This window comes from Nitrospira sp. (assembly GCA_015709715.1).
Classification (GTDB): domain Bacteria; phylum Nitrospirota; class Nitrospiria; order Nitrospirales; family Nitrospiraceae; genus Nitrospira_A.
In genome coordinates this window covers 2670246-2684895 of the sequence record CP054184.1, presented here as the reverse complement: position 1 = coordinate 2684895, position 14650 = coordinate 2670246, and the positions used below count along the sequence as shown (strand labels likewise).

16 protein-coding genes are annotated in these 14650 nt (G+C 60.9%); 5 read left to right on the top strand and 11 right to left on the bottom strand.

What is annotated here, in order from left to right:
- Position 1: 1 nt before the first annotated feature.
- Together HRU82_13025 and HRU82_13020 are read left to right on the top strand one after the other, a co-directional pair.
- Entirely contained in the window at positions 2–1678 is a 1677-nt protein-coding gene (locus HRU82_13025; protein QOJ35806.1) for an ABC transporter ATP-binding protein, read from the top strand.
- Positions 1679–1793: 115 nt separating this feature from the next.
- Positions 1794–2552, top strand: a complete 759-nt coding sequence (locus HRU82_13020; GenBank protein QOJ35805.1) for an MCP four helix bundle domain-containing protein — start codon at positions 1794–1796, stop codon at positions 2550–2552.
- A gap of 36 nt (positions 2553–2588) precedes the next feature.
- Here HRU82_13020 and HRU82_13015 read toward each other — a convergent pair whose 3' ends face one another.
- The 8 genes from HRU82_13015 to HRU82_12980 form a co-directional block, all read right to left on the bottom strand.
- Positions 2589–3299, bottom strand: coding sequence for a pseudouridine synthase (locus HRU82_13015; protein ID QOJ35804.1), 711 nt, complete (start codon positions 3297–3299; stop codon positions 2589–2591).
- 19 nt (positions 3300–3318) lie between these two features.
- Entirely contained in the window at positions 3319–4251 is a 933-nt protein-coding gene (speB, locus tag HRU82_13010) for an agmatinase (GenBank protein ID QOJ35803.1), read from the bottom strand.
- 12 nt (positions 4252–4263) lie between these two features.
- Positions 4264–4839, bottom strand: a complete 576-nt coding sequence (locus HRU82_13005) for an arginine decarboxylase, pyruvoyl-dependent (protein QOJ35802.1) — start codon at positions 4837–4839, stop codon at positions 4264–4266.
- Between the two features lie 171 nt (positions 4840–5010).
- On the bottom strand, positions 5011–6441 hold the full coding sequence (locus HRU82_13000) for an aldehyde dehydrogenase family protein (protein ID QOJ35801.1): 1431 nt from the start codon (positions 6439–6441) through the stop codon (positions 5011–5013).
- A 27-nt stretch (positions 6442–6468) separates the two neighbouring features.
- Positions 6469–6747 carry a hypothetical protein gene (locus HRU82_12995; GenBank protein QOJ35800.1) on the bottom strand — a complete coding sequence of 93 codons (279 nt, stop codon included), beginning with the start codon at positions 6745–6747 and terminating at the stop codon, positions 6469–6471.
- A 45-nt stretch (positions 6748–6792) separates the two neighbouring features.
- Entirely contained in the window at positions 6793–7446 is a 654-nt protein-coding gene (locus tag HRU82_12990) for a thioredoxin domain-containing protein (protein ID QOJ35799.1), read from the bottom strand.
- Positions 7443–8546, bottom strand: coding sequence for a deoxyhypusine synthase family protein (locus HRU82_12985; protein ID QOJ35798.1), 1104 nt, complete (start codon positions 8544–8546; stop codon positions 7443–7445). Before HRU82_12985 ends, HRU82_12990 begins: the two co-directional genes overlap by 4 nt.
- 173 nt (positions 8547–8719) lie before the next feature.
- A complete protein-coding gene (locus HRU82_12980; GenBank protein ID QOJ35797.1) occupies positions 8720–9358 on the bottom strand; it encodes a glycosyltransferase in 639 nt (212 codons plus the stop codon).
- Between the two features lie 281 nt (positions 9359–9639).
- Here HRU82_12980 and HRU82_12975 point away from each other — a divergent pair, with 281 nt between their 5' ends.
- The 3 genes from HRU82_12975 (at position 9640) to HRU82_12965 (ending at position 11073) form a co-directional block, all read left to right on the top strand.
- A complete protein-coding gene (locus HRU82_12975) occupies positions 9640–10101 on the top strand; it encodes a flagellar basal body-associated FliL family protein (protein QOJ35796.1) in 462 nt (153 codons plus the stop codon).
- A gap of 100 nt (positions 10102–10201) precedes the next feature.
- The gene (locus tag HRU82_12970) at positions 10202–10525 is read left to right on the top strand and encodes a hypothetical protein (protein ID QOJ35795.1); all 324 of its coding nucleotides are present in this window, start codon (positions 10202–10204) and stop codon (positions 10523–10525) included.
- Entirely contained in the window at positions 10483–11073 is a 591-nt protein-coding gene (locus HRU82_12965; GenBank protein ID QOJ35794.1) for a methyltransferase domain-containing protein, read from the top strand. Before HRU82_12970 ends, HRU82_12965 begins: the two co-directional genes overlap by 43 nt.
- Positions 11074–11166: 93 nt before the next feature.
- Here HRU82_12965 and HRU82_12960 read toward each other — a convergent pair whose 3' ends face one another.
- The 3 genes from HRU82_12960 to HRU82_12950 form a co-directional block, all read right to left on the bottom strand.
- On the bottom strand, positions 11167–12435 hold the full coding sequence (locus tag HRU82_12960; protein QOJ35793.1) for a hypothetical protein: 1269 nt from the start codon (positions 12433–12435) through the stop codon (positions 11167–11169).
- A 138-nt stretch (positions 12436–12573) separates the two neighbouring features.
- A complete protein-coding gene (locus tag HRU82_12955) occupies positions 12574–13218 on the bottom strand; it encodes a response regulator transcription factor (protein ID QOJ35792.1) in 645 nt (214 codons plus the stop codon).
- The gene (locus tag HRU82_12950; GenBank protein QOJ35791.1) at positions 13211–14377 is read right to left on the bottom strand and encodes a sensor histidine kinase; all 1167 of its coding nucleotides are present in this window, start codon (positions 14375–14377) and stop codon (positions 13211–13213) included. Before HRU82_12950 ends, HRU82_12955 begins: the two co-directional genes overlap by 8 nt.
- Between the last annotated feature and the right edge of the window lie 273 nt (positions 14378–14650).

The following is a 14650-nucleotide window of genomic DNA, read 5'->3' as shown; positions in this document are numbered from 1 at the left end:
GGTGAAGCCCGCAAACAGCGAACCATCCCGACCCACACCGTCGGTCTGGACCATTCTGGCTCGATTTCACCTCCTGATCGGGCTCGAGTCCCGTATCCTGGCCATCATCGCCTCCTACGCCGTCGCGATCGGCCTCTTCGCCCTCATCGTTCCCCTGACCGTGCAGGAGTTGGTCAACACGTTCGCCTTCGCCATTCAACCGATCATGATCGTGACCCTCGTGGTGGTGATGCTGGGGGCGCTGCTGCTCATGGGCGCGTTCCGCGTGCTCCAATCCCGCGCGGTGGAAATTCTCGTTCAGCGCATCTATGCGCGCCTGACCGTCGCCTTTACCGAAGCGTTGCCGCGTTTTCGGGAAGATGTCTTTCTCCCGCACTTGACCAACACCTTCATCGAGGCGGAGTTACTCCCGCGCGCCTTGGTCGCCATGCTGGTCGATGTCATCAACGTCGGCGTGTCCGGGACGATCGGCATGACGATCCTGATCATGTACCATCCCTACTTCCTCGGCTATAACGCCCTCGTCATCTCAGGCTTCACCTTTCTGTTGACCTTTTTCGGGCGCGGGGCCCTCGCCATTACCCAGCAGGTCTCCCGGCTGCACTACCGCACTTTTCGTTGGATGCAAGACATCGGCATCAACCGCTTGCACTTCAAATCGACCGAAAGCCTCCCGCTCCTGCTCAACAAGACCGACGCCCTCACCCAAGCCTACGTGGCGGCGCGCAAAATCCGGTCGGATATCCTGAGCGGCGCCCAATATAAGAGCGCCGTCGTCTTCCAAGCCTTTGCCCACAGCGGAATGATTGGCCTCGGGGGATGGCTGCTCTCGGTCGGTGATATCACCCTCGGGCAATTCGTCGCCGCGGAGGTCATCGTCGGCACCCTGCTCCTCAACCTCGATACGGTGGCCCGCCGGATGTATGCGGCCATCTATGTCGCCACCTCGCTCGACGAACTGTCGCGCCTGTTCGACCTGCCAAAGGAAGAGCTTTCCGGCCCCATTTCGGCTGCTCTCCCGGACCCGTCACTCCACGGTGTACGGCTCACGTGCAAGGAGGTCTCATTTGTGAGCCCCAGCGGGACGCTGCTCGTCGGGGCGTTCAATCTGGAGGTCTTGCCGGGCGAGAAAATCAGCGTGTTGTCGGCGACCAGCATGAGCAAAATGTCGCTCGCGTTGATCTTATCAGGCCTGTCCCGTCCGACTGGCGGGGCCGTGCGCTATAACGACGTTGACCTCCGCGACGTGCCGTTGAACTACATCAATCAATGCCGCGGGCTGATGCTGGATACCCATCCGACTCTGTTCGACGGCACGATCGAGGAGAATATTTCGCTACAGCGACCGTCTATCCGGTTCGAAGACCTAACCTGGGCGATCCGCTTCGTCGAACTGGAAGAGGACATCGACGCCTTACCCTTGGGACTGGAAACCCCGGTGTCCGCCAACGGCGCGACGTTCACCCGCAGTCAGATCTTACGGATCCTGCTCGCCCGCACGATCGTGACTCGGCCCAAACTGCTGATCTTCAACGGAAGCCTGCACAACATCGAACCGGCCCTTCGACTGACGCTCTTACGCCGGCTCTGTTCCCGGGAAGAACCCTGGGCTCTGGTCTTCGTTTCCAATGACCCCGAGATCGCCCAGCTGGTCGAGCGGCGGGTTGTGCTCGACTGACGGAGCCCGTAAGGACACACGGCCTTCGATTTCTTTCTTTCAGCCCGATCTGTTAGACTGAGCCGCACTAGGCCTCCCGGCCTGGCGCCTGTCCGGCTCGACGAAAGGGACGCCCGTGTCACTGGCCTCGCGACTGAAGCTGTCCTTCCCCAGCACGAATCAGTTGATCATCAGCATTCTCATCGCCGGATTGGGCTGGATCAGCGGCCAGGCCCTCAGCCGAATCGACCAGGACCTGCGCATCATGTACACGGAGTACACGTTGGGAGCCGCCGACCTCGCGCATATCTCCGCCGACGTCATCCGGTATCGGAATACGATCATCCGGTCGTTGGAGGCAGCGGACCGGAAGACCTTTGAGCGCATCACCGAATCCTTGCCCTCTCAACGGGCGCGCATTCAGCATGCGGTGGATCGGTATGCCGCCGCCGGTCTTCGTGTGTCGCGCAGCGGGCGCAGTGAAGAGAAAGATATTCTGGCCGTGCGCGAGAGCCTCGATCAATACTTTCACGTCGCGAGCAACACCGTCGATCTTCTGGCGCAGGAATGGAATGCCGGAACTTCACAAGAGGCAGCCGAGTTGCGGCGCAAAGCCGAAATCCATGCTGCCGATAACGGCGGACCGAAGGTGATGCAAGTGAGCCTGGCGCTGGATCGGCTGCTTGAAACGGTCGCCGAGGTCGCGAAGGACATGCGCGATGAAGGCACCAAAACCATTCGCACGACCAGCTACTGGGTCGTCGGCGGCAGTTTTTTTATTGCCTTCCTGAATCTCTTCCTGAGCCGTGCGGGCCGGCCGCAGGAAACGCCGATGCCACGATCTGAAGGACATCCGCGCGCCGGTTCTTCCGTGAACCTTCCTCACGAGGCATGATCCCGCACGCCGAACGGACCGAGCCGGCGGCGCGCCTCATCTCGTCGACTCCACCGATCGCCCCAAAGCCGCGAACAGGTCTCTCCGCTCCGTCTCCGTCAGGTCCTTCCATTGACCGGGCTGCAAACCGTCGATCGTGATGTGCATGATCCGCACACGGTGCAGCGAGACGACGCGATACCCAAAGGCTTGACACATCCGTCTGATCTGCCGATTACGTCCCTCCGTAAGGATGATGCGAAACCGCCGCGGACTCAGTCGCGTCACGGTACAGGGTCTCGTCCGCGCTCCGAGAATCACCACGCCCCGTGCCATCCCCGAGAGAAAGGCCTCGTCGAACGGGCGATCCACCTCAACCCGGTATTCCCGTTCATGCCCGTGCTCGACCCGCAGGATCTCATTGACGATGTCGCCGTCGTTCGTCAGCAGAATGAGGCCCGACGAGTCCTTGTCGAGCCGCCCGATGGGAAAAATCCGGAGGGCATGGCCGATTTCCGCAATGATGTTCCGGCGGACCTGGGGCTCGGTCGTCGTCGTCACCCCGACCGGTTTGTGATACTTGAGGTAGACGAATGGGTTTCCGCGCTGGACGATCGTCCCGTCTCGCGCGACGACGTCCGAAGGTGTCACTTGGTCGCCCAGCTTGGCCGTGCGGCCGTTGATGGTCACCCGCCCCTCGGCGATCAACCGATCGGCTTCTCTCCTGGAACAGAGTCCCTGCTCGGTGAAGAACTTATTGATACGCAAAGGTCGGTCTCGGTCGGACTCAGTGCACGCGCCGACCGGCTCGAATGCGACCCAGCATGCGATAGATCAGCCGGGCTATGCAGAACTGAGGAGCCACGAATCCTTCGATCGGTGCGATTTCGCTGATATCCATACCCACGATGCCGGGGCCATTGGCCAGGGCCGTGATCAACGCCAGCGTGTCGTACCACCCCAAGCCGCCCGGCTCAGGCGTGCCCAGTGCCGGCACGAGCGACGCATCGAGGCCGTCACAATCGAAGGTCAGGTACACCGGACCGCTGCAGGCCGCCACGACTTCTGGAATCCAGCGTGCCGCTCGCCCTTCATAGGGACCGGACGGATCAAGGATCGACGCCGCCAGAAACGTCTTGATCCGGGGTGTTCTCTCGATCAGGTCGATCTCCTCCGAACTGATCGAGCGCACCCCGACCTGCACCAACGGCAGTCCATCCTGGACAACGCGGGCCATGACGCTGGCGTGACTATAGGGATTCCCCTGATAGGCCTGGCGGAGATCTCCATGGGCATCGATCTGCAGGACACACATGCCGGGATAGGCCCGGGCATGCGCGCGAATCGCCCCAAGCGCCCCTGTATGTTCACCAGTGAGGGTCACCAGGAACTTTCCCTGTCCGACGTGCGGCTGCACAAACGACTGAATCGCCTCGACGGCCGCGCCATCTACCCGACCCTCGAGTTGTACACTGGCATGCGTCGCAACGCCACCCCAGTCGCGGTAGGGCTCGCTCTTCACGGTCTCGTCGTACAACTCGACCTGCTGGGACGCTTCGATGATTGCGGAGGGGCCTTGATCAGACCCGAGGATGTAACTGGAGGTATGTTCGTAGGGGGCCGGCAGCACGTAGACCCCGGCCTGGTCCGGATGACACCAAGGCTCGTCGATGCCGAGGAAATTGTCGCTCTGCCCGAGCCAGCCCGATGGGAGCGTCATACTCGCTCGCCGTCACGCCTGGTTCCGGAGACTTTTCGGCACGTTTTCCGTGGGGATGAAGACAGCCAAGGCGATCACGCAGGTCCACCGGTTGGGACGCCCAACCGCAGATTGCGTAATGTTCAGCGTGCGGACGATTTTGCCGCCCATCTTGAAGACCTGTTCGCGTTCTTTCCACGCGACATCGGGATCGAATTCGATGCCTTGTGTCGTGGCCAGCATCTGGGCGGCCAGATCTTCCGTATACTCTCCCGATTCCTCGTCCGTTTCACCATAGGCATGGTGCTCGGAGAGATAGCCGTACGTTTTCCGATCGGTTGGGACGGCCAAACCGATGGAGGCGGAGATCAGGCGGTTGCGCTCATTGGTTTCTGAACGGGCCATGACGCAGAACGTGATCTCGCCCGGATTCAGCAATTTCTCGCCGCGCTTGCGGGGAAGAATTTTACAGTTGGGCGGGAGAATCGACGACACGCTGACGAGGTTGCAGTAGGCCACGCCGGCGCTTCGCAAAGCCTGCTCGAACGCAGCCAGCTTTTCTTTGTGCACCCCGACGCCTCTCGTCAAGAACATGTGAGTTGGTACCATGTGCGCGTCCCTCTTCATCCCTCGTCGAAATCACTCTTCGCCGAGTGTTCGATGATTGTCACAGACCAATCCCGCCTGCGCGGGGTGCGGCTCTACGGGCGGAAGTTGTATCAAGTTTGCGGGCCATCCGCAATATGGCGGCGGGCTTTTTTTGAGTCGCGTGCGATCGTCTCAGACGCGGCGCAGGTTCATGACGAGCAGTTTGGGTTCCGTCATGTCCTCGATCGCATAACGAACCCCTTCACGGCCGATCCCGGACTCCTTGACGCCGCCGTAAGGCATATGGTCCGCTCGGAAGGTGGGAATCTCATTCGCCAGCACGCCGCCGACTTCCAGCCGGTCGAAGGCCTGAAAGATGCGCCCGACGTGTTGCGTAAAGATACCGGCCTGCAGGCCGTACGCCGATGCGTTCACCGACTCGAGCGCCGTCTCGAAGTCTCGATAGGGGGTCACGGTCACCAGCGGCCCGAAGACTTCCTGGCACGACACCTTCATGGCCGGTGTCACGTGCGCCAACACCGTCGGCCGCACGACGGATCCGGAACGAGTTCCGCCGGACAACAACTCCGCGCCCTGGGCGATAGCTTCCCCGATCCATTGCTCCACCCGGTCGGCCGCCCCTCGGTCGATCAATGGGCCCACCATGGTGCGTTCGTCCGCCGGATCGCCGAACTCCAACTGTTGCACCAGCGTGATCAACCGCTCCGTGAACGCGGATACGACCGATTCGTGCACCAAGATCCGCTGCACAGAAATGCAGGTCTGGCCGGCATAACTGAAGCCTCCGGTCACGCATCGCTGCGCCGCATACTCCAGATCGGCATCCGGCTCGACGACGACCGCGGCATTGCCGCCCAGTTCCAACACCACCTTTTTCTTGCCGCACTTGGCCTTCAACATCCAACCGACGGGTGCGCTGCCCGTGAAGCTGAGCAATTTGAATCGCGGGTCGACGACCAACTGCTCGGCCACCGCATTGCCGCAGGGCAGGACGTTCAGGGCCCCCGGAGGGGCCCCGGCCTCCAGCAACAGTGCGCCGAGCCAGAGGGCCGTCAACGGAGTCTGGGGAGCCGGCTTGATGAGGATCGAGTTGCCCGCGGCGAGCGCCGGAGCCACCTTGTGCACCACGAGGTTCAGCGGAAAATTGAACGGCGTGATCCCGAGAATCGGGCCGATGGGAAAGCGTCGCGTCACTCCCCAGTAGGTTTCCATGCCGGGCGACCAATCCAAGGGGACCACCTCACCGCCGATTCGTTTGGCCTCTTCCGCCGCAACGGTGAAGGTCTGAACCGAACGCCCCACTTCGCGACGCGCGTCGCTCAGAGGTTTCCCGGACTCGTTCATCATCAGACGCGCCACCTCATCTTGTCGGGCGGTCAACGCCTGGGCCGTCTTCAACAGGATGGTGGCACGCGCATGGCTCGACAACCGGCGCATGGCCGCCGCCCCCTCGACCGAGGACTCGACGGCTTGCGCGGCTTCGGCCGCCCCGCCCTGGCACACATGGGCGACCGTCTCACCATTATAGGGATTGCATATAGGGGCGACGGACTCGGTGTGATGCCACCGGCCGCCGATAAGAAATGGACGTCCTTCTACCAATGGACCCGCTCCGCAAGGGGGGAAATGCTACTGCACCGATTCGAGTGAGGTCGGTGCCGGTGCAGCCGCGCGTAGCGCCTCCTCGGCTCGGCAAGCCGCCGTCGCCTTGGCGATCAGTTCCTCGGTACCCCAATCCTGCACCTCAGCCAACGTGAAGGCCTCATAGGTCGAGACCCCATGGCATGTCGGACAGTCAGGCATCGGCACCTTGCGACAGAACGCCTCGCTCAAACAAGACATGCACACCCAGACATCCGGTTCCCCATCGTTCGCAGGCACAGCCCAAAACGCTTGTTGCGACCCCATAATGCGCTTCCTCTTTCCTGGCTAGACGATGATCGACTGCGCACCCTACTTCTGCTTCCCTCCAGACGACGAGAGCAACTTTTCGATCTCTTCCTCAAAGGCCTCAAAAGGGAATGCTCCGGGAATCGCGATGGCCGGATTCTTCGTCGTCGGCTGTTGCGACGTTCGCAGCAAGACAAACCCGGGTGTCCCGCGGAATCCCCAGGAGTTCGCTTCGTCGCGATCTTGGAAAATGGCTTGGACGTAGGGGGCGTCGCGCAAACATTGCCGGAACTTCCCCTCATCCAGACCGATTGTCTTGGCATGTTTTTCGTAGCTGTCCACGTCGAGCCGGCCGTCTGCGGCAAACAACCGATCATGCATCGGCCAGTAGGCGCCCTGGTCACCGGCGCAGCGTGCCGCCAGAGCCGCCGTCACGCCCGGCCCTTGATCGGCACGGGGATAGTCCTTATAGAGGAATCGCACCTTCCCCGTATCGACATAACGTGCCTGTATTTTCGGCCACGTTTCCTTGAAGAACTTGAGACAGTACCCGCAGGTGAAGTCCGAGTATTCAATCATGGTCAAGGGGGCATCGGCCTTACCCCGCACCCGATTATCGACTGTAGGCATCCCCGCCGCGAGGGCAACGCCGGCGACCGCTACAAGCAGACCGGCCGCGACCGTGGCCCTCGACACCCACTTGCTCATCCGGCTCATGTGGACGCGCTCTTGGTGCGGCTGTGTTCCAACAATCCCAGCATGAGGAGAGGCCAGACCAAGGTGGCATCGCTGAGCACTTCGGCGAAGCGTCCGCCCTCGGCCGGAGAAACGAACTTGCCCCACGAAATGCCCTCCTGATAAGTGCAACCGCTTAACCCACCCCAATAGTCGGGCTCCGGACAGATCCGCACGCCGTAGTGAAACCGAGGCGGCTTCACATCCAGGCCCAAGCGCGTGTTTCCGATTTCGATATAGGGGGCCACCTGTTGCGCCCAATTACGAGGCACTCCCCCTCCGATCGTGAAGATACCGAGCCGCTTGGCGCCCAGCACTTCATCGGCATAATGGTTGAGATCAAGATAGGGATTAAAGTTCGGGTAACATTGGTGCAACCCACGTAGCACGGCCATGTCGCCGCCCTCTTTGACCTGACTGCGGACGCGGTCGATATTTTTCCCCATCGCCCAGGTCCCCACATCTAGCCCCATTTCGGAGTCGGTGAACGCCGGGATATACACCGGCACGTTCTTCAGGTAAGCGCTCTTGAGAATGCCGTCGCCTTCGAACTCCTCGGCCAACGTCTTGCCGAGTTCTCGGGTGAGGATGTGGGATGCCAACGGCTGGTCGGTGTTGAGCCGCTTGAGCGTCAATGACACCACATGCTCGACATAGTTGAGATTGGACTCCATCTCAAGCGTGTCGTACACGCGATTATACCCCTTGCGGAAGAGTTCTTCGTCGCTGGCAGACTCGGGATGGCGGTAATGGAGCTTGCCGATCGATTCACTCAACCCGTGCGCCACCAGCGCGCCGGTAGAGATGACGACATGCACCATGCCCCGTTCGATCATCGTGCTGATGATCTTGCCCATCTTGGCAATCGTCATGGCGCCCGAAAGTGTCAGGACAACCTTGCAATCGGGATCGTCGATCATCGCGGCAAGCGTCTCGAAGGCTTCGCCCAGCCGACGGCCGCCAAAGGCCGTCTTCCGCATCGCCTGCAGCAGTTCGGAAAAGGAATGGATTTTTTCGGGATCGAGAGGCTCCAACGCCTCTAGGCCATCCGTCGCACCATCGTGAAACTCGCGCACCGACATGACAAATACCTCCCGACAACGATCGACGTTCCGAACGAGCAGGTCATTTTATACACAACCGACTGTCGCGGGGTCAATTCAAGGACCGTGAACGCAAGCCGTTCAAGCCTCATCGCTCACGGTCCCATCGGAGGACGCATCCTGATCGGACGCACGATTCGAGACGCAACCGGTCACGCGTGCGTTTCGGCAAAGCGGGAGGGCACGTGACGGGGCACGGACGGGCGCCTGAACGAGGCCGCTACGGCGAACACCTTTTCATACACCGCCGTGTAGGCGACCGCGGTCTCGATCGACGGCTCAGGATGGGTTGTGCCTCCATCCTGGGAGGAATCGAGCGGGATCAGTGCCTGCCAATTCAAGTCGGGACAAAGACGCAGCTGCTCGGAACTCGTCGCCACAAGAGGCAACTCCTTAAACTCTCGATACAACGCCGCCACCTCGGGCATATCCAATGCCCCATACACCGTCGCCACGACGGGAACGGTGCTTCGCCGCATCAAGGGAAACGCGGTAAACCCGGCGTGCACGTGAATCACATCGAAGGGGACCGGGGACGAGAGCGCCTTCTCCAGGGCCAACAAGGTGAGGCCTTCGGCCAAGTGCCGCTTGGGCGCCGCATAGTGCCGGAGCGCGCGCGGGGCCACGCCCACCAGCGTCCCGGTGACGCAACTGTCGGCACTCGCAAAGACCGTCACGTCATGACCGACCCGCACAAGACTCCTGGCCAACTGAGCCACAGTCTGTCCCTCGGCCCCCTCACTCTCGACCGTCACTTCCTCCCAAAACGGACTGACTTGGGCAATACGCATGACATCCCTTCCTTCCTGTCCTCGTTGAGGATCTGCTTCAAAGGGGCGCATGGTACGGCGCGAAGATGAAGATTTTCTGAAGGACAGATGAAACTTCGATGAGCGACGCGCTGCTACGCAGGAGACATCTGACGTGCGACGCCGGTAGAACCCTCGTAAACTCTGACTGTTAGTCCTCGTACGCCCCCCACCCTCGCCTCTCAAGACTACGTACAGACATTTCCGAAAGAGCTGCTACTGTTGACGAAGACACCGAGACGGGTCCCTTCATCGATTCTTTCATGACCGTCCGCTTCACCATCCTGATCCTTGCGGGAATCGTCGGCATCCTGATCTTCTCAGGATACATGATCGGCCTGTCCTATAAAGACATCATGCCGCGTACCTTCTCCCTGCAAACGAACGCGAAAGGCCAGGCCCAGACGCCACCTGGCGTGATGATCAATCTCCCTGCGGTCGTCGCACCGGTCGACGATGGTCGCCGCTACTACTATGTTCAAGTGAGTGTCGCGGTAGAGATTGACCGCTTAGGCACCGCAGGATTGATCCAAGCTCGCCATGATGTCATCGACCGGAAAATCTTGGAGATCTTCCACGCCTATTCCCCGACCGACCTGCAGACGGCGGGACAATCCCCCACCCTCCGGCAGGACATCAAGCAGGCCATCAACGAACTCCTTCCCAGAGGCCGGGTCAAAAACGTTTACATCACCAACTGGCTCATGACCCCCGTCGGCTCCTAGCCCCCCCGCCTTGTGAAGTGCCGGACATTGCCGCGCCGCTGTGGTATCACTGGCGGGGCCCCAGCCGGAATACATGCGGGCTGTGGGATTAGGAGGAGTCGTGACCTATCGGGACCTGCTGCGTCTGGCGAACGGCTATGCCGACTCCAAAGTATTGCTGTTGGCGAACGAACTCGACCTCTTCACCGCAATCGGACGGAGCGAACGACGAGCCGAGCTTCTGGCAAAACGGTGCGGCACCCTCGTCGAAGGGATGACGCTCTTGCTGCAGGCCCTCGCGGGATTAGGATTGCTCCGTCAACGCGGCTCCTATTACCGCAACACCCCGCTCGGTTTGAAGTTTCTCGACGGCCACAGCCCCACGGCGCTGACGAACCTGTTATGGCTTCTCAACCATCATTGGTCCGATTGGACCGACAGGTGACCAGCATCCGCCGCGGCCGCCGGGGCTGGGCGCCGGTTACCGCTACGGCAACCTTTCGACGTCGGTTTGCGCTCGCCATGCATGAGCGAAGTCATATGCTCGCCCCTCGCACGATCGGCACCTTCCGGTTGCCTCCCCGGGCCAGGCGATTTCTCGATCTCGGCGGCGGAGCCGGCTCCTATAGCCTCGCGCTCGCGCAGCGTTACCCGTACCTGAGCGGCATGGTGATCGATCAATCCGTGACGGTCGCCCGACGACTGATCCGACGCAATCGACTCACCGACCGTATTCACGTGATCCGGGGCAACGTCTTCACCGCTCCCCTTCCATCCCAGATCGATGCCGCCATCGCCTCCAACCTGTTCCACGATTTCGACGAGACAGAAAATCGTCGTTTGCTGAGACGACTCCACCAGGCGCTACGCCCGGGCGGCAAACTGTTCATCGTGGAGTTTTTTCTCAACGACGCCAAGACCCAGCCGGCCGACGCCGCCGTCTTCTCGCTCTTGATGTATGCGTTCACCGCGACAGGCCGTTGTTATGCGTGAAAGGAAATCGAGAGGTGGCTACACGAGGAAGGGTTCGGCCGCCTGCGACGGCGGCCCATCATGGGCAGTATCGGCACGTTGGACGCTGTCAGGTTATGAGGAAACGGCGTCGCCGCCGATCACACCGAAGGCGCCGAGGCGGCTGTGGTACTCCTGGAGTTGCCGACGCACCGGGATGAGGAGCCGAGGAGGCATCTGATCAACTACTTCTCTGGCGAACGACACCATCCGCTGGTATCGTTTCACGCCAAGCGCTACGTCAGCCAGCACCCAATAGAGATTCTCGACCCATCGCGATATGATCACCTGCCTCCAATAACCGTAGAGGACGGCCGGCGTCTTGATGGTCCCACGGAACGCGTCTTTGATTTCAACCAAGAGCCGCTCTTCATCGGCCGAGCGCTGGTAAACCCCCTCCACCACATGATTCAGCGAAATGAAATCCTGTAGGTCGAATCGGGCATCCACGTCCTTGGTCTGTTCTCGATACAACGCCCAATCGGTGGTGAAGTGCAGCCGTTCGAGCAGCACGAGAAAACCCTGCAGCGTGATCTCCTCGACCGTTTCACAGGCACGCGACAACCGGACCTTGATGAAGGTGCGCCGATCATAGGTATGGCTCGGCAAGTAATAGGTGCCGGAAAGCTCGATCAATCGCCCCGCATAGTCCCACTTGGGAAATTGGTATTGCCAGTGATCGGGGATGGTTACCCCAGCCTCCGCCAAGGCCTCGCAATAACGCGGCAGGAAGTGATCGAACAGGGGTCCGCCCGCTTCGGTCAAGGGTGTCTCCGGCAATGCCCCCATCGCCAAGGTCAGCCGAGCGAAGGGCATGCGGGTATACCCGTCGGACTCGATCACAAAATTGAAACCGCCCCACGGCCCGACATCCAAGAACGTGGTGCCCCCCTGGCCCGCCAGCCACTCTTCAGTCTCCGCCGCCAGACCACGCCAGAGATGGATCAGGCGCCCGATATGAACGCGCCGTTCGCGAAACATCGCGACGGCCGGAGGTGGCGCGCTCTCCATTCCACCTCCCAGTCGTGACTGGAGTTTGATCGTTTCCCACTCGATCGCGTCGGCCAACGACCCATGACGTAGGGCCGCTGTCGAAAACTCTCGTCGACAATCCGCGCGAACCATGTCCCAGAGGTCTGAGGACGGCGATGTGGCCGCCGCTTGCGCCACTTGATCGGCGAACCCGGCAAGCCGTGAGGCAAGAGGACCTGAAGTACGTCGCTGAAGCGCGAGCCGAAACTGTCGAAGTGCGCGGCCTGCGCGCGCAGAGACCTTACCGCCGGCTTCGACCCTGCGGGCTCCGTACGGTATCTCCGTGGACAAACCGAGCACCGTGTGGCTCATCGAGGCTCCTGGCGGATGCAGGGAAACAAGAGTGTTCCCGCGCCGCTGAACCTCTATAAGCCACGGGCCGAGGTGGCGGAACTCGTAAACCCCGATAGTTTGGACAGGAAGATTACGAGGGGTCAGGGAAGGCAGAGATTAGGAAGGGGCGAGAAGCCCATGAGTCAATGCATATTTGATCAAATCCGCCGTGGTGCGCAGGTTGAGTTGTTCCATCACCTGTGCCTTGTGGAATTCGACGGTGCGGGTCGAAATCTTGAGCCGCTGGGCGATATCCTTCACCGTGCGGCCTTCGGCCAACAACTGTAGCACCTCACGCTGGCGAAAGGTGAGGGCCTTCCGCCGAGGACGCTGCTCTGACCTGGCCGACAACAGGACATCGAGCAGATCCTTGGCGATCAACGGCGTAATGTAGGTATGCCCCGCCCATACCGTTCGGATGGCCTGCTCCAATTCATCCACCGCCGATCGCTTGAGTACATACCCCGAAGCTCCCGCCTCGAAGGCCGAGCGAACGTAGTCCGCATCGGCATGCATGGTGACGAAGATGACCTTCACCGTCGGTTGGAGCTTCTTGAGTTGGGTCGCCGCGTCGATGCCGTTGAGGAGCGGCATGGAGACATCAAGGATCACGATGTCCGGCGTCAGGCGCTGCGCAGCCTCGAGCAGGGCCCGTCCATCCTCGACCATCCCCACGAGTTCACACTGCTCATTGAGGATTCTGCGAAACCCTTCCAACACCAGCGAATGGTCATCGGCCAACAGAACCCGCGGTTTAGACATCCGTCCCTCTCCCAAGCGGCACCCGCACCTCGATCAGCGTCCCGCCCCCCTGCGCAGCCGCAACCTCCAACGTCCCCCCGACCTGCCGCACCCGCTCCTTCATGCTGAGGAGTCCCAATCGTCCCTGCTTTTGTGAGGCTTGCAACGGATCAAACCCGACGCCATTGTCCCGGATCGACAGGCTGATCGTCCCATCATCACAGATCAGTTCCACTTCTACCTCCGTCGCCCGGGCATGCCGAGCCACATTGTTCAACCCCTCCTGGGCGATTCGATAAACACACGTGGCCTGATCCGTGGGAACCGCCCTCACGGGATCGTGATGCACATACACCACCTCCAGTCCGGTACTGGCCGAGAAGTCGTCCACCAGACGACGGACCGCCTTGGTCAGCCCCAGATCATCCAGAATGGAGGGATGAAACCGGTAGGCCATCTGGCGCAGATCATCGGACACTCCCGTCAGGCGACCCGTGATCGACCGCACCATGCCTAGGACGGCGTCGGGATCCCCCGCCTCTCCCTTCTCGATCCGGCGCAGGTCCATCGCCAACATTGCCAACCGCTGGTTCACATCGTCATGCAAATCCCGCGCAATCCGGCGGCGCTCTTCCTCCTGGGCGGTCAAGAGTTGACCGGCCAAGGCCCGCAGTTCCTCCCGGCTCCGCTGCAACTCTTCCTGGCTCGCCTTCAGCGAAGCTTCGCTCCGGCGAAGCGATTGCTCCGTTTCCATCCGCTCGGCAATCTCCTGGACCAGCGTCCGATTGACGGTCGCCAGCTCGCGCGTACGCTCCTGTACCCGCTCTTCCAACGCATCATGCGCGTGGCGGAGCGCTTCTTCGGTCTTTCGACGCTGGAATGCATACATAAGTGGGAACCAAATGGCCGTCAAGCTGAACAGCCGATTGCTAAATCCCATCCAGAGCGGCACATTGGGAAACGTCACGCCGAGAAAGACATCCGAGAGCGCCAGCACCGAACAGGTCCCCGCGACCAGCAGTGGAATTTTTCGGTCCGGGATCGCAAGCGACAGCACCACGAGGCCGCCGTACAGCACCCCGTTGCCGATTCCCAAGGGAAGGTAAAGGTCAAGCGTGTAGAGGCCGATGCCGAGGACGACGATACTGAGCAGGAGCAGTCTGTGGGCAGGCAGGATCATGAGGCTGCACGATTATCCTCCCTTCGCGCGGGTCGCTTCAACCTCGTGGAACGGCAGCGACGCGCGCCGGCACTCAAACCAATGTGCAGCGCCAGGAATAGATTTGAAAGAAATGGAATAGCGACAAAGGGTGGGATAAGTGAGGTTCAATCGTCTTGTCCATCAGTCGGCCTGTTCGCTCCTCAAGGAGAGCAGGGTTTCCGTTCCTCTTCCATCAAATTCAGCATCGAACTCCCTTCAAGCTCGACAAAGGTCCCACACCGGGCGGTCCAA